The 24,279-nt window shown below is 57.3% G+C and carries 18 protein-coding genes and 1 tRNA gene; 2 read left to right on the forward strand and 17 right to left on the reverse strand.

The window, feature by feature from the left end:
* Positions 1–80: 80 nt before the first annotated feature.
* Both rpsG and rpsL read right to left on the reverse strand, forming a co-directional pair.
* A complete protein-coding gene (rpsG, locus tag AB1495_RS03465; RefSeq protein ID WP_005849857.1) occupies positions 81–551 on the reverse strand; it encodes a 30S ribosomal protein S7 in 471 nt (156 codons plus the stop codon).
* Between the two features lie 176 nt (positions 552–727).
* The gene (gene rpsL / locus AB1495_RS03470; RefSeq protein WP_005849863.1) at positions 728–1,099 is read right to left on the reverse strand and encodes a 30S ribosomal protein S12; all 372 of its coding nucleotides are present in this window, start codon (positions 1,097–1,099) and stop codon (positions 728–730) included.
* Between the two features lie 404 nt (positions 1,100–1,503).
* On the opposite strand from rpsL, the gene AB1495_RS03475 reads away from it, so the two are divergent.
* Entirely contained in the window at positions 1,504–2,310 is an 807-nt protein-coding gene (locus AB1495_RS03475) for a putative rhamnosyl transferase (protein WP_074637834.1), read from the forward strand.
* Here AB1495_RS03475 and AB1495_RS03480 read toward each other — a convergent pair.
* From AB1495_RS03480 to AB1495_RS03535, 12 genes are all read right to left on the reverse strand, one after another.
* Positions 2,307–3,185, reverse strand: a complete 879-nt coding sequence (locus AB1495_RS03480) for a DMT family transporter (protein WP_074637836.1) — start codon at positions 3,183–3,185, stop codon at positions 2,307–2,309. The two genes, AB1495_RS03475 and AB1495_RS03480, sit on opposite strands and share 4 nt — an antisense overlap.
* A 167-nt stretch (positions 3,186–3,352) precedes the next feature.
* Positions 3,353–7,600 (reverse strand): DNA-directed RNA polymerase subunit beta', encoded by a 4,248-nt coding sequence (gene rpoC, locus AB1495_RS03485; RefSeq protein WP_005849869.1) that lies wholly within the window; start codon positions 7,598–7,600, stop codon positions 3,353–3,355.
* Positions 7,601–7,694: 94 nt separating this feature from the next.
* Positions 7,695–11,831 (reverse strand): DNA-directed RNA polymerase subunit beta, encoded by a 4,137-nt coding sequence (gene rpoB / locus AB1495_RS03490; RefSeq protein ID WP_005849870.1) that lies wholly within the window; start codon positions 11,829–11,831, stop codon positions 7,695–7,697.
* A 284-nt stretch (positions 11,832–12,115) separates the two neighbouring features.
* Positions 12,116–12,487, reverse strand: a complete 372-nt coding sequence (rplL, locus tag AB1495_RS03495) for a 50S ribosomal protein L7/L12 (RefSeq protein WP_005849872.1) — start codon at positions 12,485–12,487, stop codon at positions 12,116–12,118.
* A 75-nt stretch (positions 12,488–12,562) separates the two neighbouring features.
* On the reverse strand, positions 12,563–13,078 hold the full coding sequence (gene rplJ / locus AB1495_RS03500) for a 50S ribosomal protein L10 (RefSeq protein ID WP_037941629.1): 516 nt from the start codon (positions 13,076–13,078) through the stop codon (positions 12,563–12,565).
* Positions 13,079–13,477: 399 nt separating this feature from the next.
* On the reverse strand, positions 13,478–14,176 hold the full coding sequence (gene rplA / locus AB1495_RS03505) for a 50S ribosomal protein L1 (RefSeq protein WP_074637838.1): 699 nt from the start codon (positions 14,174–14,176) through the stop codon (positions 13,478–13,480).
* A gap of 1 nt (position 14,177) precedes the next feature.
* Positions 14,178–14,603 carry a 50S ribosomal protein L11 gene (rplK, locus tag AB1495_RS03510; protein ID WP_005849876.1) on the reverse strand — a complete coding sequence of 142 codons (426 nt, stop codon included), beginning with the start codon at positions 14,601–14,603 and terminating at the stop codon, positions 14,178–14,180.
* A 159-nt stretch (positions 14,604–14,762) separates the two neighbouring features.
* The gene (gene nusG / locus AB1495_RS03515) at positions 14,763–15,296 is read right to left on the reverse strand and encodes a transcription termination/antitermination protein NusG (RefSeq protein ID WP_005849878.1); all 534 of its coding nucleotides are present in this window, start codon (positions 15,294–15,296) and stop codon (positions 14,763–14,765) included.
* Between the two features lie 205 nt (positions 15,297–15,501).
* Positions 15,502–15,699, reverse strand: coding sequence for a preprotein translocase subunit SecE (gene secE / locus AB1495_RS03520; RefSeq protein ID WP_005849880.1), 198 nt, complete (start codon positions 15,697–15,699; stop codon positions 15,502–15,504).
* A 130-nt stretch (positions 15,700–15,829) separates the two neighbouring features.
* A tRNA-Trp gene (locus AB1495_RS03525) sits at positions 15,830–15,905 on the reverse strand.
* Positions 15,906–16,066: 161 nt separating this feature from the next.
* Positions 16,067–17,242 carry an elongation factor Tu gene (gene tuf, locus AB1495_RS03530; protein ID WP_197145831.1) on the reverse strand — a complete coding sequence of 392 codons (1,176 nt, stop codon included), beginning with the start codon at positions 17,240–17,242 and terminating at the stop codon, positions 16,067–16,069.
* Positions 17,243–17,374: 132 nt separating this feature from the next.
* Positions 17,375–17,974: a hypothetical protein gene (locus AB1495_RS03535; protein ID WP_235208576.1), complete on the reverse strand. Its 600-nt coding sequence runs from the start codon at positions 17,972–17,974 to the stop codon at positions 17,375–17,377.
* A 127-nt stretch (positions 17,975–18,101) separates the two neighbouring features.
* Between AB1495_RS03535 and AB1495_RS03540 the strand changes: the two genes are divergently transcribed.
* On the forward strand, positions 18,102–19,451 hold the full coding sequence (locus AB1495_RS03540) for a cytochrome P450 (protein ID WP_074637183.1): 1,350 nt from the start codon (positions 18,102–18,104) through the stop codon (positions 19,449–19,451).
* Here AB1495_RS03540 and AB1495_RS03545 read toward each other — a convergent pair.
* The 3 genes from AB1495_RS03545 to AB1495_RS03555 are packed head-to-tail and all read right to left on the reverse strand — an operon-like array spanning position 19,448 to position 24,182.
* Positions 19,448–20,542, reverse strand: coding sequence for a M48 family metallopeptidase (locus AB1495_RS03545; RefSeq protein ID WP_074637185.1), 1,095 nt, complete (start codon positions 20,540–20,542; stop codon positions 19,448–19,450). The two genes, AB1495_RS03540 and AB1495_RS03545, sit on opposite strands and share 4 nt — an antisense overlap.
* Positions 20,539–21,798, reverse strand: coding sequence for a DUF898 family protein (locus tag AB1495_RS03550; RefSeq protein ID WP_074637330.1), 1,260 nt, complete (start codon positions 21,796–21,798; stop codon positions 20,539–20,541). The genes AB1495_RS03545 and AB1495_RS03550 overlap by 4 nt, the downstream gene beginning before the upstream one ends.
* 56 nt (positions 21,799–21,854) lie before the next feature.
* The gene (locus AB1495_RS03555; protein WP_074637187.1) at positions 21,855–24,182 is read right to left on the reverse strand and encodes a DNA topoisomerase IV subunit A; all 2,328 of its coding nucleotides are present in this window, start codon (positions 24,180–24,182) and stop codon (positions 21,855–21,857) included.
* Positions 24,183–24,279 lie beyond the last annotated feature (97 nt).

Genomic DNA, 24,279 nt, shown 5'->3' on the forward strand with positions numbered 1-24,279 from the left:
GCTGCTTCCTCGAATATATCTGAAACGGATAAATCGCGCCCCGGGGTGGGACGCGACGGGAACGGCTTATGCCGCCCGAATTACCAGCGGTAGTGGCTGAACGCTTTGTTCGCGTCGGCCATCTTGTGGGTGTCTTCGCGCTTCTTAACAGCAGTACCGCGCGATTGAACAGCGTCCAGAAGCTCACCGGCAAGGCGCTCTTCCATCGTGTTCTCGTTGCGGGCGCGGGACGCTTTGATCAACCAGCGGATCGCCAGTGCTTCGCGACGCTCGGGGCGCACTTCGACAGGAACCTGATAGGTGGCACCACCAACGCGGCGCGAACGCACTTCGACGGACGGCTTGATGTTGTCCAGCGCTTCGTGGAAGACTTCGATGGGCGCGCGTTTGATTTTGTCTTCAACACGGTTCATCGCGTTGTAAACGATACGCTCCGCAACCGACTTCTTACCGTCGATCATCAGGTTGTTCATGAATTTGGTGAGAACCAGATCACCGTACTTGGCGTCTGGCAGTACTTCGCGTTTTTCAGCGGCGTGACGACGTGACATTTAAAGCTCCTAATTGTCAGTTGCCGAGGAAGGTTTGGTCCAGTGCGTCTGGTGCATATTGCACCCCGATCGTCCGGCGCTCAGTCTTACTCGGCTCACTCCCTTACGGGAAAACATGGCGGGCGGCGGGATCCGGCATCGTGTATCCGCGATGCGCGACCCCAAACCGACCCAAATTACTTTGGCTTCTTTGCACCATATTTGGAGCGACGCTGCTTACGGTCTTTAACGCCTTGCGTATCGAGAACACCGCGCAGGATGTGATAGCGCACACCGGGAAGGTCTTTTACACGGCCGCCGCGGATCAGAACAACGGAGTGTTCTTGCAGGTTGTGCGATTCACCCGGGATGTAGCTGATGACTTCGAAACCGTTGGTCAGGCGCACTTTGGCAACCTTACGCATGGCCGAGTTCGGCTTCTTAGGTGTGGTGGTGTAAACACGTGTACAAACGCCGCGCTTTTGCGGGCATTCTTGCAGGTGCATGGATTTCGAACGTTTGATTTTAGGCTGGCGCGGTTTGCGGATCAGCTGTTGGATCGTTGGCATTCCGGTTTTATCCCCGTTTAGCTCACATAAGTGGTGCAGCGGGGCGGACCCCAGTGCGGTTTCAAATTCGGTCACTTCGCACGTCCACGAAGCCTATCTTTCGCCCTACACCACTGGCGCAAAGCAAAATCACCGCAGCGTTCCCGTACCGAGGAAAACGAAGCGGTGGGGTAACAGAGGATCGAGTCAGCAGTAGACCGGATCGTGACCACAGTAGATATGATGTCGGCAAAGCAGGGCGACCCCCGCATCCGAGATAAGGGGCGTATAGGCAGAGTCGTCCACGCTGTCAACAGCCCCCGCCCCCAAGCCGCCCATGGCACGCCAAACGGGTATTCCGCCTTGCAAGATACCCCGGCTACCGCGCATATTTATGCCACATTATTCGGACAGGGCGGATCACGATGCAGGTACTTGGGCTATGCCGCTTTTCCTATCCGGCGCTTGGCGGGTTTCAGGTCGGGCATGACACCACCGCTGATCGTATCGCCTACCTTTATGATCCCGCGCGGCTTGAAGAAAGGTTCCGCCTGTTCGAAACCGTCGCCCTACCCTGTCTGATGGCGCAAACAGACCCGGATTTCGAGATGATCGTGCTGGTCGGCGATCGTTTTCCCCCTGTCCATCTGGAACGGCTGAAGGCCCTGCTCGCCCCCCTGCCCCAAGCGCGGATTGTGGTAGAGCCGCCACGCCCGCACCGCGAGGTGATGAAAGAGATTCTAAACAAGGCCCGCCACGCGCGCTCTGAACCCTGTGTGCAATTCCGCTTTGATGACGACGACGCAATTGCGGTCGATTTCGTGGCCAAGTTACGTAAAGCTGTTGATGACGCCGCCCCGCTCCTGGTCCAGCACAAGTCCGTCGCGCTTGACTGGAACAAGGGCTACGTGGCCGAGTTCGGTGCAGATGGCATCGCGGCGACCCCGTCGTTCCGGCCGTTCTACACCGCGGCGTTGGCAATGTTCGTGAACGCGGGGTGTCCGCTTACGATCATGAACTTTGCCCATGACAAGCTGCCCCGCTTCATGCCTGCGCTGAGCTTTCCCGACCCTGCGATGTATGTCCGCGGCCACAACGGATTTAACGATTCACGCCAAAAGAATGCACGGGCGGTCGACCTATCCCCCCTCAGCCCCGAGGAAGAGATCTTGTTCAAGGACCGCTTTGCCATCGACATCGACACTGTGCGCCGCGTCTTTGCCAAAGGTTAAAGCGGCGGCAGCGGGCGGGTGGTGATGCGTTCACGGTAGAGTGTGAACAGCCCCGTCGCAGCGACGATAGATGCCCCGGCGAGTGTTGACGGCACCGGCCAGTCGCCGAACACCAACCACCCGAGAATAAGCGCCCAGATCAGCCCCGTATAGCGGAACGGCGCGATGAACGATACGTCGCCCACCCGCATCGTCTGCACGCTGAAATAATACCCCATCAGCACAAAGACCGCGGCCGCCGTAATGGCGACCCAATGCGCGGAAGAGACCGGAGCCCACGGCGTGGTGAACTGCGCGAAGGTCGAAAACCCCGTCACGGCCAGCACAGCGGCGAAGGTCACGGTCATCGACGGCACCTCTTTCGACAGGCGACGGGTGCTGAGGTCGCGCACGGTGACAAAGAACACCGCGATCAGCGCGTAGATCGACCAGATGTTGAAGCCCTCGGTGCCCGGCTTGACGATCAGCATCACGCCGAAGAACCCCACAAGGATCGCAGAGAAGCGCCGCCAGCCGACCTTTTCGCGATAGACCAGCGCCGCGCCCAAAGTCACCGTCAGCGGCAGGGACTGCAGAATGGCGCTAAGGTTCGCCAAGGGCATATTGAACAACGCGGTCACGAAGAAAAAGCTCGCCCCGACTTCGGCACCAGACCGGATTGCGACCAGTTTCCAATCGCGCCGGCTAAGACGCAGGTGCATCGGGCCGAGCCGCCCCCATAGCATCACGATCAACGAGATAGAGATCACACCGCGCAAGAACAGCAGTTGGAACAGGGGCACCGCCCCGCCGGTCGTCTTGGTCATCGTGTCGTTCAACACAAAGGCCGCCATGGAGCCCATCATGAAAAGTGCTCCGGCAAGGTTTGGCGACATCGGGTGGCTTTCAGTTTATTAGGTTGGCTTATCATTGGCGCAAGCCGCGGTGGAAAACCAGCCCACCGGCGCAAATTTTCGACGCTATTTCATCCCCCTGCCCCACAACGAAAAACCCCCGCCGATCTCTCGGCGGGGGCTCTGTTGGTCAGGTTTCAAGCCTAGGCTTAGCTGCGGCTTTCGTCGTCGCTGGGGACGTTGTCGAAGACATCGCCACCAACGACATCGTCGGCTGTAGGCTCTGGCGCGGCCAGACGTGCTGCGGCTTCGGCTTCTTCGCGACGGGCCTCGATGACCACGTTGTCACGATCTGTCGCAACCTTGCGCATCTGCTGCGTCGCACCACCGGTACCGGCTGGGATCAGACGGCCCACGATGACGTTCTCTTTCAGGCCAACCAGCTTGTCGCGCTTACCCTGAACCGATGCTTCGGTCAGAACGCGAGTGGTTTCCTGGAAGGACGCCGCCGAGATGAAGCTGCGGGTTTGCAGCGACGCCTTGGTGATCCCCAGCAGGATCGGTTCGCCCTGCGCAGGACGCCCGCCTTTGGACAGCGCTTTGGCACAGGCCTGGTCGAACTCTTGCTTGTCGACGTGTTCGCCTTTCAACAGGGTGGTATCACCGCTGTCCTGGACTTCCCACTTCTGCAACATCTGACGCACGATCACTTCGATATGCTTATCGTTGATCTTAACGCCCTGCAGACGATAAACATCCTGCACTTCGTCGATCATGTAGTCAGCCAGCGCTTCGACACCCATAATCGCGAGGATGTCATGCGGCGCGGGGTTGCCGTCCATGATGTAGTCGCCCTTCTGGACAAAGTCACCTTCCGCAACGGGAATGTGCTTACCCTTAGGCACCATGTATTCGACCTTGTGATCCGGATCCTCGGACGACTCGATCGAGATACGACGCTTGTTTTTGTAGTCCTTGCCGTAGCGGACGTAGCCGTCGATCTCGGCGATGATCGCGTGGTCTTTGGGGCGACGTGCCTCAAAGAGTTCCGCAACACGTGGCAGACCACCGGTAATATCCTTGGTCTTGGCACCTTCACGCGGGATACGCGCAACGATGTCACCGGCCTTGATTTCAGTCTGGTCCTCAACGGACAGAATGGCATCAACGGACATTGGGTAGGTCACCGGGTTGCCCGCATCGTTGCGGACCGGTTCGCCATCGGCATCTACCAGAATGATTTCCGGCTTCAGCTCATTGCCTTTCGGTGCTGCACGCCAGTCGATCACGATCTTCTGTGTCATACCGGTTGCATCATCGGTTTCATCCTTGACCGCGATCCCCGACGTCAGGTCGACGAACTTGGTCATACCGGATTTCTCCGCGATGATCGGCAGCGTGTAGGGGTCCCATTCGAACAGCTTGTCGCCGCGCAGGATCGACTGACCCTCCTTGACGAACAGCTTGGTCCCGTAGCCGACCTTGTGGCTGGCGCGCTCGTCGCCGTTATCATCAACGATGGCGAGCTTCATGTTCCGGCCCATTACCATGATCTCGCCTGCGGCGTTCTCAAGGGTTTGAGCGTTCTCGAACACAACCTTACCGGACTGCGATGCCTCGAGGAAGGACTGCTGGCCACCCTGCGCAACACCACCAATGTGGAATGTACGCATGGTCAGCTGCGTGCCGGGTTCACCGATCGACTGAGCAGCGATAATGCCGACAGCTTCACCTTGGTTCACCAGCGTACCGCGTGCAAGGTCACGACCATAGCACATGGCGCAGACGCCCTCTTCGGCCTCACAGGTCAGCGGGCTTCGGATCCGTGCGGATTGAACCGCTGCTTCGTCGATGATGTCAGCCAGACGTTCGTCGATCACAGTCTGCGCAGGCACCAACACTTCGTCGGTCCCGGGGCGCAGGATGTCATCCGCCGCAACGCGACCCAGCAGACGTTCCGCCAGCGAAGAGACGACCTCACCATCGTTCACAGCCGCTTCGGCCGTGATCGCGGTTTCGGTGCCACAGTCATGCATACGCACGATACAATCCTGTGCCACGTCCACCAGACGACGGGTCAGGTAACCCGAGTTCGCTGTTTTCAAAGCGGTATCCGACAGACCCTTACGGGCACCGTGGGTGGAGTTAAAGTACTCCAGAACGGTCAGACCTTCTTTAAAGTTCGAGATAATCGGAGTCTCGATGATGTCGCCGTTCGGCTTCGCCATCAGACCGCGCATCCCGCCCAGCTGTTTCATCTGTGTGACCGAGCCACGCGCACCGGAGTGCGCCATCATGTAGACCGAGTTCGGCTCCATCACCGCGCCGTCATCGTTGCGACGTTCGGCCGAAATGGCCCCCATCATCGCGTCGGTGACCTTGTCGTTACACTTGGACCAGGCGTCGACGACTTTGTTGTACTTTTCACCCTGAGTGATCAGGCCGTCCATGTACTGCTGTTCAAAGTCTTTAACCTGCTCGCGCGTTTCGTCCACCAATGTCCACTTGGTTTCCGGGATCAGCATGTCGTCCTTACCGAAGGAAATGCCGGCACGGAAAGCTTCACGGAAGCCCATGGTCATGATCTGGTCACAGAAGATAACGGATTCTTTCTGACCACAGTAGCGGTAGACCGTATCGATGACCTGCTGCACTTCTTTCTTACGCAGCAGACGGTTCACCAGATCGAACGGCGCTTTGGCGTTCAGCGGCAGCAACGCGCCAAGGCGGATACGGCCGGGCGTGGTGTCGTAACGCTTCATCACCTCGTTGCCTTCGGCATCGATCTGTTTGATCCGCGCCTTGATCTTGGAATGCAAGTGGATCGCACCGGCACCAAGCGCGTGCTCGACTTCCTCGACAGAGCCAAACACCATGCCTTCGCCCGGCATGCCTTCGCGTTCCAGGGTCGTGTAGTACAGACCCAAGATCATATCCTGCGACGGAACGATGATCGGCGCGCCGTTTGCTGGCGACAGAACGTTGTTCGTCGACATCATCAGGACGCGTGCTTCCAGCTGTGCTTCCAGCGAAAGCGGCACGTGCACAGCCATTTGGTCGCCGTCAAAGTCAGCGTTAAAGGCGGAACAGACCAGCGGGTGAAGCTGGATCGCTTTACCTTCGATCAGTACCGGTTCGAACGCCTGAATACCCAAACGGTGCAAGGTAGGCGCACGGTTCAGCATGACGGGGTGTTCGCGGATCACTTCGTCCAGGATGTCCCACACTTCGGGACGCTCTTTTTCCACCAACTTCTTGGCTTGCTTCACAGTGGAAGACAGACCTTTGGCCTCCAAGCGCGAGTAAATGAACGGCTTGAACAGCTCGAGCGCCATCTTCTTGGGCAGACCGCACTGGTGCAACTTCAGCTCGGGGCCGGTCACAATGACCGAACGGCCGGAGAAGTCGACGCGCTTACCCAAAAGGTTCTGACGGAAGCGACCTTGCTTACCTTTCAGCATGTCGGACAGCGACTTCAGCGGGCGCTTGTTGGCACCGGTGATAACGCGGCCGCGACGGCCGTTGTCGAACAAGGCATCGACGGATTCCTGCAACATCCGCTTTTCGTTGCGGACGATGATGTCAGGCGCGCGCAGTTCGATCAGACGCTTCAAGCGGTTGTTCCGGTTGATCACGCGGCGATACAGGTCGTTCAGATCCGACGTGGCGAAACGGCCACCGTCCAGCGGCACCAGCGGGCGCAGCTCTGGCGGGATCACGGGAATGACGGTCATGATCATCCACTCGGGCCGGTTGCCGGACTCGAGGAAGGATTCAACGACTTTCAGACGCTTGATGATCTTCTTGGGCTTCAGTTCGCCGGTCGCCTCTTTCAGATCGGCACGCAGCTGGTCTGCTTCGGCTTCCAGATCGATGGCGGCCAGCATTTCGCGGATCGCTTCGGCACCGATATTGGCGGTGAACGCGTCCATGCCATAGGCATCCTGCGCGTCCATATACTCTTCCTCGGTCATCATCTGACCATAGGTGAGGTCCGTCAGACCGGGTTCGATCACAACGTAGTTTTCAAAGTAAAGAACACGTTCCAGATCGCGCAGGGTCATGTCCAGCATCAGGCCGATGCGCGATGGCAGCGACTTGAGGAACCAGATGTGCGCAACTGGCGACGCCAGCTCGATGTGGCCCATACGCTCGCGGCGGACCTTTTGCAGCGTGACTTCGACACCACATTTCTCGCAGACAACGCCGCGATACTTCATGCGCTTATATTTACCGCACAGGCATTCGTAGTCTTTGATCGGGCCAAAGATACGCGCGCAGAACAGGCCGTCACGCTCTGGTTTGAACGTCCGGTAGTTAATGGTTTCTGGTTTCTTGATTTCACCGAACGACCACGACAGGATCCGCTCTGGCGATGCCAGAGAGACCTTGATTTCGTCGAACGTCTTCATCGGCGCGACGGGGTTGAACGGGTTGTTTGTCAGTTCCTGGTTCATCTTAAATCCTTAGATAAGTCTCGAAAGCGGAGGGAGTGAGGTGTTTCCTGCTTCAGGAAACGGTCCGGGGTTTATGAAAACCCCGGCGCGTGCCTCACTCGTCTTCCTCCGCATCCAGGAGTTCCATGTTCAGGCCAAGACCGCGTACCTCTTTCACAAGTACGTTGAACGATTCCGGAATACCGGCTTCGAAGTTGTCTTCGCCTTTGACGATGCTTTCATAGACCTTGGTCCGTCCGGCCACGTCATCCGATTTCACAGTCAGCATCTCCTGCAGGGTGTATGCAGCGCCGTAAGCTTCCAGAGCCCAGACCTCCATCTCACCGAAGCGCTGACCACCGAACTGCGCTTTACCGCCCAATGGCTGCTGGGTGACCAGCGAGTATGGACCAGTTGAACGCGCGTGGATTTTATCGTCCACAAGGTGGTGCAGTTTCAGCAGGTATTTCACGCCGACGGTCACCGGACGTGCAAACTGCTCGCCCGTGCGGCCGTCAAACAGGACCGACTGACCGGAGCTGTCGAAACCGGCCCGTGTCAGGCTGTCGTTCACATCCGCTTCCTTGGCACCATCGAATACCGGCGTGGCGATTGGGACACCGCGCGCGACGTTCTTGGCGGCGTCCAGCAATGTTTCCTCGTCCATACCCGAGATGCCTTCTTCGTAGACATCGTCGCCATAGGCGTGGTGCATTGCTTCGCGCACAGGTGTCAGATCGCCGGAGCGTTTGTATTCCTGCAGCGCCTCGTCGATGTTGATGCCCAGGCCACGTGCGGCCCAACCCATGTGGGTTTCAAGGATCTGACCGACGTTCATACGCGACGGAACACCCAGCGGGTTCAAACAGAAGTCGACCGGCGTACCATCCGCGAGGAACGGCATGTCTTCCATCGGTACAACCTTGGAAATAACACCTTTGTTGCCGTGACGACCGGCCATCTTGTCGCCCGGTTGCAGCTTGCGCTTCACCGCGACGAAGACTTTGACCATCTTCATCACACCCGGGGGCAGATCGTCACCACGACGGACTTTTTCGACTTTATCCTCGAAACGTGCATCCAAGGTCCGTTTCTGGATCTCGTATTGCTCGTTCAGGGCTTCGACGATCTTGGCATCATCTTCGTCGGCCAAAGCCAACTGCCACCACTGACCGCGCGACAAGGATGCCAGCAGGTCTTCGGTGATTTCAGAGTTTGCCTTGACGCCTTTCGGGCCTTTGACAGCCGTCTTGCCGATGATCATCGACTGCAGACGCGCGTAGATGTTGCGGTCAAGAATGCCAAGTTCGTCGTCCCGGTCACGAGCCAGACGTTCGACTTCTTCACGTTCGATCTGCAGCGCACGTTCGTCTTTTTCAACGCCGTGACGGTTGAACACGCGGACTTCAACAACGGTACCGAAATCACCGGGCTTCACACGCAGCGATGTATCGCGCACGTCCGAGGCTTTCTCACCGAAGATGGCGCGCAGCAGTTTTTCTTCTGGCGTCATCGGGCTTTCGCCCTTGGGAGTGATCTTGCCGACGAGAATGTCACCGGGTTCAACATCCGCGCCGATGTACACGATGCCCGCCTCGTCGAGGTTGCGCAGCGCTTCTTCACCGACGTTCGGAATATCGCGTGTGATTTCCTCTGGTCCCAGCTTTGTATCACGGGCGGCGACTTCGAATTCCTCGATGTGGATCGAGGTAAACACGTCGTCACGCGATACACGTTCAGAGATCAGGATGGAGTCTTCGTAGTTGTAGCCGTTCCAGGGCATGAACGCGACGACCACGTTCTTACCAAGCGCCAGTTCACCCATATCGGTCGATGGACCGTCCGCGATAACCTGACCCTTTTGAACCGTCTCGCCCACTTTCACCAGCGGACGCTGGTTGATGCAGGTGTTCTGGTTCGAACGCTGGAATTTGCGCATGCGGTAGATGTCTACGCCCGCGTCGCCCAGTTCAAGGTCTTCGGTGGCGCGGATAACGATACGGCTGGCGTCGACTTGGTCGATGATACCACCGCGTTTCGCCATATAGGCAGCACCGGAATCCCGTGCGACGACTTCTTCGATACCTGTGCCCACCAGTGGTGCTTCGGCTTGAAGCAAAGGCACCGCCTGACGTTGCATGTTCGAGCCCATCAAGGCCCTGTTCGCATCGTCGTTTTCAAGGAACGGGATCAAGGACGCCGCGACCGAGACCAACTGTTTCGGCGAAACGTCGATCAGATCGACATTCTCGGAAGGCGACAGCGTGTAGTCACCGGATTTCCGTGTCGACACCAGATCGTTGACGAACTTCATGTTCTCATCAAGGTTCGCGTTCGCCTGCGCCACCGTGTGACGCATTTCTTCGGTCGCGGACATGTACTGCACGTCATCGGAAACAACGCCGTTCGTTACTTTACGGTAGGGTGTTTCGATAAAGCCGTATTTGTTTACGCGGGCGAATGTTGCCAACGAGTTGATCAGACCAATGTTCGGACCTTCGGGCGTTTCAATCGGACACATACGACCGTAGTGGGTCGCGTGAACGTCACGCACCTCAAAGCCGGCACGTTCGCGTGTCAGACCACCTGGCCCAAGCGCGGACAGACGACGCTTGTGCGTCACCTCGGACAGCGGGTTGGTTTGGTCCATGAACTGCGACAGCTGGCTGGAGCCGAAGAATTCACGTACCGCAGCAGCCGCTGGCTTCGCGTTGATCAGGTCTTGTGGCATGACAGTGTCGATCTCGACCGAGGACATACGTTCCTTGATCGCGCGCTCCATACGAAGCAGGCCGACGCGGTACTGGTTTTCCATCAGTTCGCCAACGGAGCGTACACGGCGGTTCCCAAGGTGGTCGATGTCGTCGATGTCGCCACGGCCGTCACGCAGATCAACCAACGCCTTGATACAGGCGACGATGTCGTCACGGTCCAGCGTGCGCTGCGTGTCTTCTTTGTCGAGCGCAAGACGCATGTTCATCTTAACGCGGCCAACCGCGGAAAGGTCATAGCGGTCCGCATCAAAGAACAGCGTGTCGAACAGGTTCGACGCGGCTTCGACTGTGGGCGGCTCGCCCGGGCGCATCACACGGTAGATGTCCATGAGCGCGGTGTCGCGGTTCATGTTCTTATCCGCCGCCATGGTGTTACGCATGTAGGGGCCGACGTTGATGTTGTCGATGTCGAGAAGTGGGATCTCGGTGATGCCCGCGTCGATCAGCTCTTTCGCTGTACCGCCGATGAGCGTGCCGTCTTTATCGTGCTCGAGCGTCAGCTCGTCGCCCGCTTCGACATAGATCGCGCCGGTTTCTTCGTTGATGATGTCACGCGCGGCGAATTTACCAGCGATGTGACCGAAGGGCAGCAGCAGTTCTGTCACTTTGCCTTCGTCGATCAACTGCTTAACGGCACGAGGTGTAACCTTCTTGCCCTTCTCGAACAGGATCTCGCCGGTTGCGGCGTCAACCAGATCATACGATGGACGTGTGCCCCGCACACGGTCAGGGAAGAAAGGTGCAACCCAGCCTTCGCCGTCTTTCAGCGTATAGTTCACGGTGTTGTAATACGCGTTCATGATCGCTTCTTGGTCAAGGCCAAGCGCGTAGAGCAGCGTTGTTACAGGCAGCTTACGACGACGGTCGATGCGCGCGAACACGATGTCTTTGGCGTCGAATTCAAAGTCGAGCCACGACCCGCGGTATGGGATGATGCGGCAAGCAAACAGCAGCTTACCCGAAGAGTGGGTTTTGCCTTTGTCGTGGTCAAAGAAAACGCCGGGCGAACGGTGCATCTGGGATACGATAACACGCTCTGTACCGTTCACAACAAAGGTACCGTTTGGCGTCATCAGGGGCATGTCGCCCATGAACACGTCTTGTTCTTTGATGTCTTTCACCGATTTCGCACCGGTGTCTTCATCCACATCAAATACGATGAGGCGCAGCGTCACCTTCAAAGGCGCGCTGTAGGTCATGTCGCGTTGCTGACATTCCTCGACATCGTATTTGGGTTTCTCGAGCTCGTACTTGACGTATTCAAGCACCGACGTCTCGTTGAAGTCCTTGATCGGGAAAACCGACTGGAACACGCCTTGGATGCCGTCACCGTCTGTCGGTGTTTCCGCATCGCCGGAGCGCAGGAACAAATCATAAGAGGATTTCTGAACCTCGATCAGGTTCGGCATCTCCAGCACTTCGCGGATTTTGCCATAGTATTTACGTAGACGTTTCTGGCCAAGGAAGGTTTGCGCCATGTGTCTGTCACCTTTCGTATCTCTTGCCGAGCTCGCCATCACCGGGGCCGTGATGCGCGCCCATAAGAGCGGTAAATCCTGATCAATTCTTGAGGCACGTCCCACCGTACCTCTTCCGACCACTAGGACCTATCCAGAGAAGTATTTCGCGCGAAATACTTTTCAAAACAGATCAGGCTGGACAGGGAATTCCCCGTCCAGCCTTAATTTTTATGGGCTTGCCCAAAGCTTTACAAACTTCGGTCTGCTTTCATCAAGCAAAAACAGCACCCAGATCTAATGGCTTAGGCCAGTTCGATCTCTGCGCCAGCTGCTTCCAGCTTGGCTTTGATGTCTTCGGCTTCGGCTTTGTCGATGCCTTCTTTGATCTTGCCGCCAGCTTCAACCAGATCTTTGGCTTCTTTCAGGCCCAGACCGGTGATGCCGCGAACTTCTTTGATCACGTTGATTTTGGATGCGCCGGCGTTCTTCAGAACGACGTCGAATTCAGTTTTCTCTTCAGCAGCCGCGCCTGCATCGGCAGGGCCAGCCATCATCACTGCGCCGCCAGCTGCGGGCTCGATGCCATACTCGTCTTTGAGGATGGTTTTCAGTTCTTGTGCTTCCAGCAGTGTCAGACCAACGATGTCTTCTGCCAGTTTTTTCAGATCAGCCATGTTTAGCTCTTTCCGTTAACGATATGTGTGTTCCAACGCGAGTGTTCAACCCTGCGCCAGCTTGACGATATTGCTTTACGCAGCCGCCTTGTCCTCGATGGTGGACAAGATGGAAGCGATGTTGCTTGCAGGTGCGCCAATGGCCCCGGCGATGTTGGAAGCAGGTGCGCCCAGCATACCCGCGATGGTGGAGATAAGCTCCTCCCGCGAAGGCATCTTGGACACGGCTTCAACACCGGCGACATCCAGTGCGTTCTCACCCATTGCGCCGCCGAGAATGACAAACTTTTGATTCTCTTTAGCGAATTCCTGAGCGACCTTGGCAGCTGCCACGGGGTCTTCGGAATAGGTCAGAACGGTCATACCCGTCAGGAGATCTGCAATGCTTTCGCATGGCTTTCCGTCTAGGGCAATTTTGGCGAGCCTGTTTTTGGCAACACGCACGGCCCCGCCCGCAGCGCGAGCGCGCGCACGAAGGTCCTGCATATCAGCAACTGTCAGGCCGACGTAGTGGCTTACCACAACGACGCCAGAGCTTTCGAAGATTTGGCCGAGCTCTTCGACCAACTGTTCTTTCTGGGCTCTATCCACAGTTTCACTCCAAATCTGGGGGTTACCCCCCGGCTCAATTAAGTCCGCTTACGCGAACAGTCTTGGTCCATTTTACGGGAATAAGCCAAAATAGCCCCACGCTTACGCGAACGGTAATTCTTGCATCTCCCATCTCAGAAAGGAATTAAGGCTTGCGCCACCCTTCGTCTCGGACAGAAGACTCACCATGCGATGCATAGTGAATCGAGGGCTTCTTAGGGAATGCAGCGCGGAATGCCAAGGGGAAACTCGACTTTCTTGCGCGGAGTTTAAGCTAATCTGTTTCAAACGCCAACAGACCGCGCTTAGCCGGCAGGTTTCCGCATAAAAAAATCCCCGCATCGGATGACCAATGCGGGGATCTGATCGCAGGCGCAGGACTGCGCCTATCGCTGGACCTTACTCGGTTACAGCGTTGTCGACTTCTACAGTCACACCTGGGCCCATTGTGGAGCTCAGCGCGATCTTTTTCATGTAGGCACCCTTGGAGCCGGTAGGCTTGGCTTTGGACACGGCACCAACAAAGGCACGTACGTTTTCAACCAGCTTGACTTCGTCAAAGGACAGTTTGCCGATGCCAGCATGCACAACGCCGCCTTTTTCAGCTTTGAATTGAACCTGACCGCCTTTAGCAGCTTCAACAGCTTCTTTGATGTCCATTGTAACTGTGCCGACTTTTGGGTTTGGCATCAGGTTACGTGGGCCAAGAACCTTACCAAGACGACCAACGATGGGCATCATGTCAGGTGTCGCGATGCAGCGATCAAAGTCGATCTTGCCGCCTTGGACAGCTTCCATCAGGTCTTCGGCACCAACGATGTCGGCACCTGCTGCTTGTGCTTCGTCAGCCTTGGGGCCACGGGCGAATACAGCAACGCGAACGGATTTACCGGTGCCGTTTGGCAGGCCGACAACGCCGCGAACCATTTGGTCGGCGTGACGGGGGTCAACACCGAGGTTCATCGCGATTTCGATGGTTTCGTCAAATTTCGCGGTTGCGTTGGCTTTGATCAGTGCGACTGCTTCTTCAACGGTCAGATCTTCTTTGCCTACGAATGCTTCGCGTGCGGCGCGGGTGCGTTTTCCGAGTTTTGCCATCTTACTTAACCTCGATGCCCATGGAGCGGGCAGAGCCCAGAATGATTTTCATCGCGGATTCAACATCCACAGCGCTCAGGTCGGCCATTTTGGCTTCTGCGATTTCGCGCAGTTGCTTGGTGGTCACGGTGCCGACGGTCTCGCGGCTTGGTGTTTTCGCGCCGGAGTTAACCTTGGCAGCTTTCTTCAGGTAGTAGGACGCAGGAGGCGTCTTGATGTCCATGGTGAAGGACTTGTCCTGATAGTAGCTGATCACGGTCGGGCAAGGGGCACCTGGCTCCATGTCCGCTGTCTTGGCGTTGAACGCCTTACAGAATTCCATGATGTTGATCCCGCGCTGACCCAATGCGGGGCCGACGGGTGGGGATGGGTTCGCTTGACCCGCTTTAACTTGCAACTTCATCGTACCGACGAGTTTCTTGGCCATTGGCCTTCTCCTTTTAATGTCGGTGAACTTTCGTTCACCCTATACAACCACATCGCGATGTGGCCGCTTGCTAGCGTGGTGCGGTTGGGCGGCGCGCCGCTGTCCCCTCCCACAAACGAACGGTGTTGCCACCGTATGGCGGGTCGCCCCGCCGATCGCTCAGACCTGTTTGTTGACCTGAGTGAATTCCAATTCGACCGGTGTTTCCCGGCCAAAGATCGACACCGACACCTTGAGGCGCTGGTTCTCGTCGTCGACCTCTTCGATCATACCGTCGAAGTCTTCGAACGGGCCGTCCGCAACTTTGACCTTCTCACCCACTTCGAAGTGGATCAGCGTGCGTGGTGCTTCTTCGCCCTCTTGGACGCGGCCCAGGATCGCGGTGACCTCGGCGTCACGCATCGGCATCGGACGGCCCTGCGGCCCTAGGAAACCGGTGACGCGGTTGATCGAGTTGATCAGGTGATACCCGCGATCAGACATCTCCATATGAACCAGGACATAGCCGGGCATAAAGCGACGCTCTGTCGTGACTTTCTTGCCGCGCCGGACCTCGATCACCTCTTCGGTGGGGACCAGCACCTCGTCGATTTGGTCCTCAAGCTCTTGCTCGGCGACCGTGGTGCGGATTTGCTCGGCAATCTTCTTTTCGAAGTTCGACAAAACACTGACCGAATACCATCTTTTCGCCATCTGAACTTGGTCCCTGTCTTGTGATGCAGCAACGGCCACATCTAATTCTCGTAAAAACCAGCCTGTCGCAGCATGCCGGCGGTGAACAAAAAATCGGCGCGCAACACGAATCGCCGCACGCCCCTCTTGATCAGGTCTGCGGGATAGCCCGCAATCGCACATGTTTCAAGAGGGCCACGGCGTTTTAAGGTGCCGCGCCCCTGGATCAGCCGAAGGCGGCCAGGATGTACTGCAATCCGCCACGGATGAGGATATCGACGATCGCAAAGAACACCGCTGTCAACGCGGCAAGGATGAACACCATAACCGTGGTGAGCATGACCTCGCGACGGGTGGGCCAGACGACCTTGGATACTTCGGAACGCACTTGCTGGATGAACTGAAGCGGGTTGACTGTGGCCATGTCGGTTTTCCTGTATACGAACGATTGTGGGGATGTATCTGTCAAAAGCACTGAATTCAAGGCTTCATATCAAGCTCGCCTACTGGCGAAGCTGGTACACCAAAGTGCGCGTCCTCACATGTGTTGAGATTGGCAGGGGCTGAGGGACTCGAACCCACGACCCTCGGTTTTGGAGACCGATGCTCTACCAACTGAGCTAAACCCCTATGCCGAGTGGTGAGGTAGTCGATATTCGCTGGGGGATCAAGGGCAGATAGACGCATTGCGCAGGAATAATGCCGCCCGCCCCCAAGCCACGAAAAAGGCCGCCCCGATTGGGAGCGGCCTTCGTCTTGTTGCCGGTGCGCGGGGTGACCCGCGGGTTGGCTTACTCGGTGATTTTGGAAACCACGCCCGCGCCAACGGTACGACCGCCTTCGCGGATCGCGAAGCGCAGACCGTCTTCCATCGCGATGGGGGCGATCAGCTCCACGTCGAACTGCAGGTTGTCGCCAGGCATAACCATTTCAGTGCCTTCTGGCAGCTGAACGGTACCGGTGACGTCTGTTGTCCGGAAGTAGAACTGTGGACGGTAGTTCGCGAAGAACGGCGTGTGACGGCCACCCTCTTCCTTGGTGAGGATATAGGCTTCGGCTGTGAACTTGGTGTGCGGCTTAACCGAACCTGGCTTACACAGAACCTGACCACGCTCAACGCCTTCACGGTCGATACCGCGCAGCAGGGCGCCGATGTTGTCGCCAGCTTCCCCACGGTCCAGCAGTTTGCGGAACATTTCAACGCCGGTACATGTGGTTTTCTTGGTGTCGCGGATGCCGACGATTTCAATTTCGTCGCCAACGTTGATCACGCCACGCTCAACACGGCCGGTCACAACTGTACCACGACCGGAGATCGAGAAGACGTCTTCCACAGGCATCAGGAACGGCTGGTCAACAGCGCGCTCTGGTGTCGGGATGTAGTTGTCGACTTCTTCCATCAGCTTGCGGATCGAATCTTCGCCGATGTTATTGTCACGGCCTTCCATCGCCGCCAGAGCGGAGCCTGGAACAACGGGGATGTCGTCGCCTGGGTAGTCGTAGGAAGACAGCAGCTCGCGGATTTCCATTTCAACCAGTTCCAGCAGCTCTTCATCGTCCACCTGGTCTACTTTGTTCATGTAGACAACCATGGCGGGGATGCCGACCTGACGGCCCAGCAGGATGTGCTCGCGGGTCTGTGGCATGGGGCCATCAGCAGCGTTCACAACCAGGATCGCGCCGTCCATCTGCGCCGCACCGGTGATCATGTTTTTCACATAGTCAGCGTGGCCTGGGCAGTCGACGTGGGCGTAGTGACGGCCTTCGGTCTCATACTCAACGTGCGCGGTCGAGATGGTGATGCCGCGTGCTTTTTCTTCGGGCGCGCCGTCAATCTGGTCATAGGCGCGGAAGTCGCCGAAGTATTTGGTGATCGCCGCGGTCAACGTGGTTTTGCCGTGGTCAACGTGACCAATGGTACCGATGTTAACGTGTGGTTTATTACGTTCAAACTTTGCCTTAGCCATGGAGCAGCCCTTTATATTAATGAGGGCCTGAACCCAGACCCAAACCTATCTGGCGGGCGATGTATTGGGTCTGGCGCATAAAATCAAGCACCTGTTCGCCTCACACCGCCGCAGAATTCATGTAAATGCGCACTAGTTCGCTGTTACCGCCGGCGCAGAGGGGATTTCAGCGCGCTCGATGACCGCGTCCGCCGGGCGTTCGAACCAGCCTTCGGCCTTATTTTGCTTGACCAAATAGGTCTCGATCGACTTTGCCGCATTCTGGCTGAGGTTCTTAAGCTGTTCTTCAGCAGTCTTGGTGTAGCCAGACCCCACGATAGGCCCCTGATCAAGGGATTCGAAAACGGTGATCTGGTGCGGTTCGTCCGTAAGCTTCTTACCCGCGGCGTCGTCCCAAACGGTAAGGTTCAGGATCATGATCGACTTGGGCGCAAGCACAAGCGGAATACCAGGAGGCGCAAGAACATAGCCTTCGACACTGACGCCAAAGTGGTAATTGCGCGCGCCTTCATAGCGGTCAAAGCGTTCGGCAATGGCGTCTTTGACAGCCGTCGTCAGCACCTCTTCACTGACTTCGCGGCTGATCGGCAGTTTCTGTACCTTCGGCGCAACAACGATGTTGTGGTAGAGATTAAAGTCACCCAAAGGCACCGCCGGCTTGTCGAGGTCGGATGCCCCGTTACACGCAGAAAGGACCACGATACTGATCAAAGCGGATAAAATTCGAACCATTTCATGCCTCCTCGGCGCATTTATGCCCTTTGCGATACCCTAAGGCTGAATAGGGTGCAACGTTTGCTAAAGTGGCACGCACCGGGAGGCGTGCTACCTTATGTCCGTCTGATTTAGGATAATTGCCATGGATCGCCCCCTGCCCGCCCGCGTGGCCTTGGTTAACCAACCCCTAGGCCTGTTTCGCAGCCTCGCTATGGCGCGACGTAATGTGCTTAGCATTATTCCTGAAATAGCTGTCAAACAGCCGATGGTCTCTGGCAAAATGGGCAAGCGTTGGCACATGGTTATGGACCCGACTGCCATCCGCGAGATGCTGTTGGATCGGGTTGACGACTACCCCAAATCCTTAGTGACAAAAAACCTTTTGCGCCCCGCGATCGGAGACTCCCTTTTCATTGCGGAGGGTGCGCATTGGCGCTGGCAACGCCGCGCGGTGGCACCGGCCTTTTCGCACCGCAATATGCTGAACCTGTCGCCCATCATGACCGCCGCAGCGCAAAGGTCGGCCGACCGGATCGCCGCCGCTGGCCCGCGGGCCATCAATATGCTGGACGAGATGGTCACGTCGACATTCGACGTCATCTCGGATGTCACATTCTCGGGCGGCGACGGGTTTGACCGCGGCGCCGTGCACCGCGCCATCGACGACTATATTGCAGAGGCCGGAAAACTGAGCCTTTTCGATATTCTTGGCTTGCCAGACTGGCTTCCGCGCCCAGGACGGGCGATGTTGGGCCGTGCCCTGAAAGACATGAAACGCATTGCCGACGGCGCGATAGATGCGCGGGCCGAACGGGGGCCCAGCGATACGCCGGACCTGCTGGATCTTCTCCTTGACGGCACCGACCCCAAGACCAAACGTCAGATGAATACGGCCGAGCTACGGGACAATTTGTTAACCTTCATCGTCGCAGGGCATGAGACGACGGCCCTTACCCTGTCTTGGGCGCTCTATCTGATGGGCTTTGATCAGGCCGTGCAGCAGAAAGCCCGCGCCGAGGCGCAAACCGTGCTGCAGGGGCGCGCGGCGACGGGTGCAGACGTCGAAAACCTACCATACATCCGCCAAATTATCGACGAAACCCTGCGCCTGTACCCGCCGGCGGGGGTGATTTCACGCACCGCGCAGAGAAACGACACCTTATGCGGCAGGGAAGTTCGGCCCGGCGATACTGTCATGGTGCCGATTTACGCGCTTGGCCGCCATCAGCAGCTTTGGGATCAGCCCGACGTTTTCGATCCCGACCGTTTCAAAGATCGCAAAGCGATCGACCGATACGCCTACCTGCCCTTTGGCGATGGCCCGCGTATCTGCATCGGCGCGTCCTTTGCGCAGCAAGAAGCGGTGATCATCCTTGCGACCTTGCTTTCGCGGTTTCGTTTCACACCTGTCGCCGGGAAAAGCCCTGAACCGGTTATGATCCTGACCCTACGCCCCGAAGGCGGAGTATGGTTAACCGCAACGCCTGCCTAGTCGCAAATCCGCCGCAAGTCGCCCCAGGCGTCCGCGTCGACAATAGCTGCGTATTCAGACTGCGCGCGCGCCGCATTTTGCGCTGCCGTGATGCGGTCATCGAATGATGGATGGCTCAGGAAATGGGCCATCAGTGGGTTCGCTTCGCCTTGGGTCTCGCGCATGCGCTCGAACATGGCCCCCATCGCTTTCGGTGACACGCCCGCAGTCGCCAGAAGTTTATGCCCGAACGCGTCTGCCTCTGTTTCGGCCTGCTGGGAATAGGTCGCGCTGATCAAACGCTCTGCCAGAAACAACACCACGGCACCGCCTGCGAAGTCACCGAACAAAAGCCCCAATACGCCGATCGATCCGGCGGATCGCAACGCATGGCGTGTCGGGTCTCGACTGACAACGTGACCAATTTCATGCGCCAGCACAGCGGCGACCTCATCCGGGGACTGGGCTTGCTGGATCAGCCCGTCGAACAGCACGACAATCCCGCCGGGTAGCGCAAAAGCGTTCACCATCGGGTGGTCCAGGACCAGGACATTCAAATCCTGCACTGCCCCCTCGCCCGCGTTAAGCGCGGTGATCATGCCGGTGAGCGCCGCTTCGCCCGCCGAGGCGTCGCAAATGGCGAGGGGCTGCATGCCGGTTTCGTCCAAGGCCCTGCGAATTTGGCCCAATGTCGCCTCACCCAAGGCCGCCTCTCCTGCTGGTGGGATGAAATTCGCCAAACGGTCCGCCAAAAAAGGCACCAGCACTGTAATCTGAAGCACAACAGCCGCGACAGCTGCGATTGCCCAAGCGAACAAGCGGCCCCGCCCTCGGGCCGGCGCAGGACGCCGGGCGGCAGGAAGATGTCGTAGCAGCGTCTTATCCGCAACGACAAGCCGCGCCAGCGGATCTGTAACTGAGCGCAGGGTATAGTCTTTCCCACGCGCCTGATCGGGCACCAACCGAATATCGCCAAGCCGCCAGAAGATAATATCTTCGCTATCCAGTCCAATCTGCAGATTATCGTTCGCAATATGCAGGCTGACATCTTCGGCAACCGGACGATCACCATCAAAATAGGCCGCCCCCATGCCGTTAAACCCGACGCTCATATCGCGGCTCCCAGGTCCAACGCCTCTGCAAACCCTTCGGCTTCGGCAAAGTCATCCCGCCCCGACTGGCTGATGCTTTGCAAACCGTCATACCGCGGAAGCGCACAGGTTTTGGCCATGTGACGCATTAACGGAAAGGTGACGAATGTGTTGTAGCAAACGTTCCACATCAAAAAGACCGAGAGGTAAAAACCCGCCAACACCACGATCGCCAAAGCCCGCGGGATCGGAAGCGTTTCAATGTCGATCCCCAAATCAAACCCCATAAAGGCGCTTGGTCCAATCACGACAAATGCCCCTAGCACTAGCAAAATCACCCCCAGAACGAGGACCGAATATGCGATAAAGCTGCCGAAGACGTAGATGAACGCGATACGCGGTGCGCTTAGCCTCGACGTTATGGCGATACCATTCGCTGACTTGTGGTTTGCCATTAGCCTTTTCGAAACAAAGCGATAGTGCACTGCACCGTAGACCATGCCTAGCAAGCTCACGGGGAAAAGGAGCAACCACCAAGCGCCTCGCATAGAAAATGCTGCGCCCTGCCCGTCAGCCAGCGTTTCGAGCATCTTCGAGGCAAAGCCAGATGTGTCGAAAGTCTGGGACGCGGCAGATATGTACGCGTGGGCCACGCTACCAAGAAGCAGCAAGGTGAACAAAGCAAACGGAATCGCGGCACGATAGAGCATGCCCCAACGCCCCCCTTGATGCAGCTGTGCCGATCCGAAAAAGGTGCGGTCCGTCATGTATTTTTCAAGGTAGAAGGTCATACGTGGCCAAAGCAGCCCTAGCGAGAAAATGGTGACCAACCAATGCAGCATAGCGCGCCAGACATACCCCCATGCACCTTTATCAAGGCCAAACCGCACCCCGCGCCATCGCGTCCGTCCCAAAACGTACCGTCGCGCACGATATCGGGCATAGAACCAAAAAGGAACAACCCCGAATCCCGCTGCGAAGTACCCTAAGGTCGCGCTCGAAAACACCGAGAAGCTGACGAACATCAGAATCAGATTAATGATTCCGATGTAGAAGGTGAGGATCACAACGGCGATGAAGAAGCCCAATAGCTTTTCAATCGGATCGCCGACGTATTCCATCGGATGCCCGCCCGGCCGGATTGCAGACCAATACCATCGCCGCAAACGGGTCTTCATCCAGAACCGGTAAAACCCTAGCGTCATAATCGTGAGGAAACCGGTTTTGAACGCCAACCAAAAGAGCGCGCCGCGCCCCCCGACGAATTGAACCGACATCGCGGGTGCCGAACCACTGGGGTATGACAGTTCGGCGTCACTCACGTCGCTTGCGATCAACCGAAGCGGTTATCACGCGGGAACCCACGCGGTGCCATGCGCCCCGCTGTCGCGCGTTTGCCAGTCCATTCGGTCAGGTCAGCTTCGGTGCGTGTCCGTCCCGCGGGATCCTGCCAGCTTAGCCCGTTCTCGCGGCTAAACGTGATCGCATCAGACATGCCCCCGTCTTTGTATTTTTGCAGCCGCACACCTTTGCCGCGTCCCATTTCGGGAAGTTCGTCCAAGCCGAACACCAAGACTTTGCGATTTTCGCCCACAACGGCAACGGCATCCGCATCACCGGCCACCGGCGCGCAAATCATTGCTTTCGCGTCGCCGCGCACGTTCAGCACCTGTTTACCGCTGCGTGTCTGCGCCAGAACATCATCCTCCGGCACGATAAATCCATCCCCGGCCGAGGAAGCCACCAAGAGCTTGCGCCCCGCCTTGTGGATCAAAATATCGACAATTTGAACTTCGTTGGGCAGATCCACCATCAACCGCAAGGGCTCTCCCATGCCGCGCCCGCCGGGCAAGGTCGATGCAGACACCGTGTAAAAGCGCCCGTTCGACCCGAAAACCAGCAGCCTGTCTGTCGTCTCTGCATGGAAAATAAAGCGGGGGCCGTCCCCATCCTTGAACTTCAACTCGCGGTTCAAATCGATATGTCCCGTCATCGCACGGATCCAGCCCATCTGCGAACAGACAACTGTAATCGGTTCGCGGTCGATCATCGCCTCCAGCGGGACTTCCTCGATCACGCCAGCTTCGGAGAAGCTCGTTCTACGACGACCGATATTCTTACCGTCCAGCGACCAGTCCTTGCCGAACTGCTTTTTCGTCTCGCGCAGCTGGTCGATGATCGTATCCCATTGGGTACCTTCATTTTCCAACAGATCTTCGAGGCCCGAGCGCTCCTCCATCAAGGCGGATTGCTCGCGCAGCAACTCAATTTCTTCCAAGCGGCGCAACGACCGCAGGCGCATGTTCAAAATCGCGTCCGCTTGGACTTCGGATAGCGAGTTCTCAGCGGAGGGCGCTGGCGGTACATAGCTCGCCTCGTCCATCGCGCGCACGTGATCCTTACCCCAATCCTCGGCCATCAACGCCGATTTCGGGTCCTCGTCATAGCGAATGATATCGATCACGCGATCGAGGTTAAGAAACGCGACGATAAAACCTTCCAAGACCTCTAGTCGGTGGTCGATTTTCTCCATCCGGTGGGTCGAGCGCCGCTGAAGCACCTCGCGCCGATGATCAAGAAATGCGCGCAGCACTTCCTTCATCGAACATACTTTAGGCGTCACACCGTCGATCAAGACGTTCATGTTCAACGAGAATCGCACCTCAAGATCAGAGCTGCGATACAGCATCCCCATCAGGACCTCGGGATCAACGTTCTTGGAACGCGGCTCGATGATCAGACGAATATCGTCGGCCGATTCGTCGCGTACATCGCCCAGAATCGGAATTTTCTTGGTCTGAATAAGCTCTGCGATCTTTTCGATCAGCTTGGATTTCTGCACCTGATAGGGAATTTCAGTGATGACAATTTGCCAAGCACCGCGCCCCAGATCCTCTGTTTCCCACCGACAGCGCAGACGGAAACCGCCTTTACCCGTACGATAGGCATTCGCAATGTTTTCAGGGGGTTCAACGATAATACCGCCGGTCGGAAAATCAGGACCGGGAACGTATTTAAGCAAGGTATCGTCGCGGGCATCGGGCGTTTTGATCAGGTGAATACAGGCGTCTACCAGTTCCGAGATATTATGCGGCGGAATGTTGGTGGCCATGCCGACAGCAATGCCCGACGACCCGTTTGCCAGAAGGTTCGGGAACTGCGCGGGCAGAACGGCAGGCTCGGTCAGTGTGCCGTCGTAATTCTCTCTAAAATCGACAGCATTTTCATTCAGACCTTCCAGCATGGCCTCGGCCACGGCGGTCATCCGCGCTTCGGTATATCGGCTTGCAGCGGGGTTATCCCCGTCGATGTTGCCAAAGTTCCCCTGCCCGTCAACCAACGGATAACGCACGTTAAAGTCTTGCGCGAGACGCGCCATCGCGTCGTAAATCGCAGCGTCGCCGTGCGGGTGATAGTTCCCCATTACGTCGCCGGAAATTTTCGCAGACTTCCGGAATCCCCCGGTGCTGTTAAGCCTCAGTTCACGCATCGCGAATAGAATTCGACGGTGAACGGGCTTTAATCCGTCGCGCGCATCCGGCAGCGCGCGGTGCATAATAGTAGACAGCGCATAGGTCAGATACCGGTCGCCCAATGCACGGCGCAAAGGCTCTGACGAATTGCGAGAATCTGGATCGGCGGGGGTGGTTACATCTGACATCTTCATTGTTTAGCCAAGGCCGCGAGACGCGGCAAGCGACTGTTTGGCGCGCAGCGCCCCAGCACGGTGCGCGGTGTCTCTGTCATGCAACTTTGCA

Source organism: Sulfitobacter pontiacus, assembly GCF_040790665.1.
In the GTDB taxonomy this organism is placed as follows: Bacteria; Pseudomonadota; Alphaproteobacteria; order Rhodobacterales; family Rhodobacteraceae; genus Sulfitobacter; species Sulfitobacter pontiacus.

Excerpts from the sequence above, each read along its gene's own strand:
- rplL (WP_005849872.1), bottom strand. The coding sequence starts at position 12,487 with ATGGCTGATCTGAAAAAACTGGCAGAAGACATCGTTGGTCTGACACTG.
- AB1495_RS03550 (WP_074637330.1), bottom strand. The coding sequence starts at position 21,798 with ATGTCGGTTCAATTCGTCGGGGGGCGCGGCGCGCTCTTTTGGTTGGCG.
- AB1495_RS03480 (WP_074637836.1), bottom strand. The coding sequence starts at position 3,185 with ATGTCGCCAAACCTTGCCGGAGCACTTTTCATGATGGGCTCCATGGCG.
- rpsL (WP_005849863.1), bottom strand. The coding sequence starts at position 1,099 with ATGCCAACGATCCAACAGCTGATCCGCAAACCGCGCCAGCCTAAAATC.
- rpoC (WP_005849869.1), bottom strand. The coding sequence starts at position 7,600 with ATGAACCAGGAACTGACAAACAACCCGTTCAACCCCGTCGCGCCGATG.
- rpsG (WP_005849857.1), bottom strand. The coding sequence starts at position 551 with ATGTCACGTCGTCACGCCGCTGAAAAACGCGAAGTACTGCCAGACGCC.
- AB1495_RS03535 (WP_235208576.1), bottom strand. The coding sequence starts at position 17,974 with ATGGTTCGAATTTTATCCGCTTTGATCAGTATCGTGGTCCTTTCTGCG.
- secE (WP_005849880.1), bottom strand. The coding sequence starts at position 15,699 with ATGGCCACAGTCAACCCGCTTCAGTTCATCCAGCAAGTGCGTTCCGAA.
- rpoB (WP_005849870.1), bottom strand. The coding sequence starts at position 11,831 with ATGGCGCAAACCTTCCTTGGCCAGAAACGTCTACGTAAATACTATGGC.
- AB1495_RS03540 (WP_074637183.1), top strand. The coding sequence starts at position 18,102 with ATGGATCGCCCCCTGCCCGCCCGCGTGGCCTTGGTTAACCAACCCCTA.
- tuf (WP_197145831.1), bottom strand. The coding sequence starts at position 17,242 with ATGGCTAAGGCAAAGTTTGAACGTAATAAACCACACGTTAACATCGGT.
- AB1495_RS03545 (WP_074637185.1), bottom strand. The coding sequence starts at position 20,542 with ATGAGCGTCGGGTTTAACGGCATGGGGGCGGCCTATTTTGATGGTGAT.
- AB1495_RS03475 (WP_074637834.1), top strand. The coding sequence starts at position 1,504 with ATGCAGGTACTTGGGCTATGCCGCTTTTCCTATCCGGCGCTTGGCGGG.
- nusG (WP_005849878.1), bottom strand. The coding sequence starts at position 15,296 with ATGGCGAAAAGATGGTATTCGGTCAGTGTTTTGTCGAACTTCGAAAAG.
- rplA (WP_074637838.1), bottom strand. The coding sequence starts at position 14,176 with ATGGCAAAACTCGGAAAACGCACCCGCGCCGCACGCGAAGCATTCGTA.
- rplK (WP_005849876.1), bottom strand. The coding sequence starts at position 14,603 with ATGGCCAAGAAACTCGTCGGTACGATGAAGTTGCAAGTTAAAGCGGGT.
- AB1495_RS03555 (WP_074637187.1), bottom strand. The coding sequence starts at position 24,182 with ATGTCAGATGTAACCACCCCCGCCGATCCAGATTCTCGCAATTCGTCA.